Here is a 3,939-nt window from a genome sequence, read left to right on the forward strand (position 1 = left end):
AATAGAAAAATTACCACTGCTATAGCTACTATACTAAGAACTATAGGATATACTAAAGCATTTTTTACCTTATTTTCAATATTATTTTCCTTTTCGTAATGAATGGCCATCCTCTCCATTAAAACATCTAAATTACCACTAACTTCTCCAGCTTCTACCATATTAATTAACAAAGGAGGAAATACTTTTTTATGTTTTTCCATAGCTTCAGATAATGTCATACCCTTTTGAACATCTTCATAAACATTATATGTAGACTTTTTCAATGTTTTGTTTTCAGTTTGTTTCTCTAAAATATCTAAACAATTTATAATACTTATTCCAGCATTTATCATAGTATAAAACTGTCTACAAAACACTGCTATATCCTTTTTAGTAACCTTTTTAGAAAAAAAATCTTTTTTAATATTTGTACCTTTATCTTCTTCAATAAACATAGGATAATAGTTACTGCTTTTCAACATTATCAATACATCTTCCTCAGAAGAAGCTTCATGATATCCTTCTTGCACTTGTCCTGCTTCAGAAATGGCTTTATATTTATATATTGCCATATAAACACCACCTTATAGGATATATCTTCGTATCATATCTAAATTGACTGCTTGATTAAGAACTGTATCTCTAGATATTATACCTTTATTATACAACTCGAGTAAAGAGTTGTCCATTGTTTGCATTCCCTGTTTGCCACCCGTTTGTATTGAAGTGTCAATCTGATGAATCTTTTCTTCTCTTATCAAATTTCTAATAGCAGGTGTTGCTACCATTGTTTCAAAAACTGCAACTCTTCCATCACCTTTTGCCTTAGGTAACAATTGCTGTGATATAATAGCTTGTATTACAGAAGAAAACTGAATTCTAACCTGTTGTTGTTGATGAGGTGGAAAAACATCTATGATCCTATCTATAGTCTTAGCTGCTCCAATGGTATGTAAAGTAGAAAGTACCAGATGTCCTGTCTCAGCAGCTGTTAGAGCTATACTAATAGTATCTAAATCTCTCATCTCTCCTACTAATATTACATCTGGATCTTGACGTAAGGCAGCCCTTAAAGCATTAGAAAAACTATTGGTATCCGTTCCAACTTCTCTTTGATTTACAATACTTTTGTTATGTTTATGTAAATATTCTATAGGATCTTCTAAAGTAAGTATATGGCAGTTTCTTTCTTTATTAATCAAATTGACCATTGAAGCTAGTGTAGTGGATTTGCCACTACCTGTTGGACCAGTTACTAATATTAATCCTCTCGGAAGTCTTGCTAAGTCTTTAACTATCAGAGGTAATCCTAACTCATCAATAGTGGGGACCCTTAAAGGAATTATCCTAATAGCCATTCCATAACTTCCTCTTTGTTTGAAAATATTAATACGAAAACGGCCAATACCAGGACCAGAATAGGAAGTATCTAATTCTCCTTTTTCATTTAGCTCTTTTAATTGACATTCATCTAAAACTTGTTTCACTAAGTTTTCTGTATATTCAGGATTTATGATATTATCCCCAAAATAAGTTAAAGAGCCATCTATTCTTAATACTAGTGGTATCCCTACTGTAATATGAATATCTGAAGCTTTATTATCTACTCCAACTTTTACTAAATCTATTAAATCCATTATATTCCTCCTAACCTAATGTAAACCCAGCTTTTAAGCTTTCTTCTAAAGTAGATATCCCTTGTAAAGCCAACTCCTTAGAATTCATTAAAAGATCTGTCATTCCACATTTTAGAGCAGTTGCACGTAATTCATCAGTACTAGCCCCTTCATTGATCAATTTTCTAATCTCCTCATTAACAACCATAACTTCGTGAATTGCTCTTCTTCCAATATACCCATTATTACAATTGTTACAACCTTTTGCTTTATAAAGTGAAATTGTCTTTTCAGTATTTATACCTAATAATGATTTTTCAGAATAATTAGCTTCGTAAGGTACTTTGCAATTAGGACATAGGTTCTTTACAAGTCTCTGTGAAACTACTCCTATTACAGCTGATGCTACTAAATACGGCTCTATACCCATATCAATTAATCTTACTACAGATGAAGGGCTGTCATTGGTATGAAGTGTTGAAAGAACTAAATGACCAGTTATTGCAGCACGAATAGCTATCTTTGCAGTTTCTGCATCTCTTATTTCTCCAACCATAATTATATCTGGATCTTGCCTTAAAATAGATCTTAATCCATTTGCAAAGGTTAAGCCAGCCTTTGGATTTATTTGTACTTGATTAATTCCCTCCAATTTATACTCTACTGGATCCTCTATGGTTATAATATTCTTTTCAATTTTATTTAGTTCTTTAAGTACCGCATACAAAGTTGTAGTTTTCCCACTACCTGTTGGCCCTGTAACTAATACCATTCCATAAGGCTGCTCTAATATTTTATCAAATAATTTTAAATTTTCTTTTTTAAATCCTAACTCAGATTTAGAAAACATGAAGTTACTTCTATCTAACAATCTTAAAACAATTTTTTCTCCATATACAGTAGGTATAGTTGATATCCGCATATCTATTTCTTTGTTCCTAACCTTAGTTTCAACCCTACCATCCTGAGGAATTCTTTTTTCTGCAATATCCATCCTACCAATAATTTTTATTCTAGTAACTAATGCAGAAAGGCTGTGCTTTGATAGTTTCATTACCTCATGTAAATCTCCATCTATTCTATATCGAATACGTATATCTTCTTCCCAGGGCTCAATATGTATGTCACTTGCTCTCATTTCTACAGCTTGATCAACTATAGAATTAATTAGTTTTACTACAGGTGCAGTACTTACCTCTAATAATTCCTCGTCTTCTAATTCCTCTTCGTTCATATATTGATAAGATTTTGTAAACTCCTCTAATAATTTTTCTGTAGTTTCCTTTCTATAGTATTTATCTATATTTTCCTTAATACTTTTTTTATCAGAAATCACTGGCTGTATTTCATAATTGGTATATAATTTTACATCATCTATAGCAAATATATTTAATGGATCTGCCATAGCTAATATTAATAGATTATCCTTGAGATCTACTGCAATTAAATCATATCTTCTAGCAATATTTTCTGGAACTTGTAAAACTACTTCAGGATTCACATGAAATTTATTTAAATCTACATGAGGTATTCCCAGCTGAAATTCCAAAACTTCTATAATATCATTTTTAGTAACATAACCTTCATTAACAAGGAGTTCTCCAATCTTCTCATTGGTCTTATCTTGCTTTTCCAAAGCTATATCTAATTGTTCTTTAGTTATTTTGCCAGAGTAAAGTAAAAGTTCTCCTAATTTTAAACTTGACATCTTCATTTAAATCCACCTATTCATGTTTAATTATTTAGTAATACTATTCAACATAAGTTTCCAAAATCCTTTTTATTTCCTTAAAATTATCAATATAATTTTGGTCTTTTTCTTCAGCCCATATTTGTTGACTATATAAAGCTTGATTTATGAGCATTGAAAGCCCATTTATGGTATAGTAACCTCTTTTTTCAGCTAATTCTAATAACATTGTTTTTTGGGGGTTATAAATAATATCGTATACAATTACCTTATTTGAAAATCCGTTAAGAGTTATAGGAGTTGTGCTCATATCTGGATACATACCCACAGAAGTACAGTTGATAATCATATTAATTGTTTTTTTTGAAATATTTCCCAACTTCAAATAATCAAACTCTGTTATTACCTCTGGAAACTGTTTTGATATTTTGTTAGCTAATTTTTTTGCTTTAGATAAAGTTCTATTACTTATAATTATCTTTTTAGCTCCTCTCATAGCTAAAGAAGTAGAAATGGCATTAGCTGCACCACCAGCACCTAAAACCAAAATAGTTTTGCCTTTTACCCCTATATTTTCTAATTCTAAAGATTTAATAAATCCTGAACCATCAGTATTATATCCTATTAATTTTCCATTTTCATTTTTTACAG

At 30.6% G+C, this 3,939-nt stretch carries 4 protein-coding genes; all 4 read right to left on the reverse strand.

The features are described 5' to 3' along the window. Nucleotides 1-554, reverse strand: a 554-nt coding sequence (locus tag VK998_RS02350) for a type II secretion system F family protein (RefSeq protein ID WP_325225042.1), incomplete at its 3' end; no start/stop codon positions are given. A 12-nt stretch (nt 555-566) separates the two neighbouring features. Then, a complete protein-coding gene (locus tag VK998_RS02355) occupies nt 567-1,619 on the reverse strand; it encodes a type IV pilus twitching motility protein PilT (RefSeq protein WP_325225045.1) in 1,053 nt (350 codons plus the stop codon). 10 nt (nt 1,620-1,629) lie between these two features. Next, nucleotides 1,630-3,312, reverse strand: a complete 1,683-nt coding sequence (locus VK998_RS02360; RefSeq protein ID WP_325225046.1) for a GspE/PulE family protein — start codon at nt 3,310-3,312, stop codon at nt 1,630-1,632. 37 nt (nt 3,313-3,349) lie between these two features. Next, the coding region (locus VK998_RS02365) for a shikimate dehydrogenase family protein (RefSeq protein WP_325225048.1) at nt 3,350-3,939 on the reverse strand (590 nt) is incomplete at its 5' end.

This window comes from Schnuerera sp., from assembly GCF_035459645.1.
Lineage (GTDB): Bacteria > Bacillota > Clostridia > Tissierellales > Tepidimicrobiaceae > Schnuerera.

Coding starts and splice junctions, on each gene's coding strand:
- VK998_RS02355 (WP_325225045.1), bottom strand. CDS start 1,619: ATGGATTTAATAGATTTAGTAAAAGTTGGAGTAGATAATAAAGCTTCA.
- VK998_RS02360 (WP_325225046.1), bottom strand. CDS start 3,312: ATGAAGATGTCAAGTTTAAAATTAGGAGAACTTTTACTTTACTCTGGC.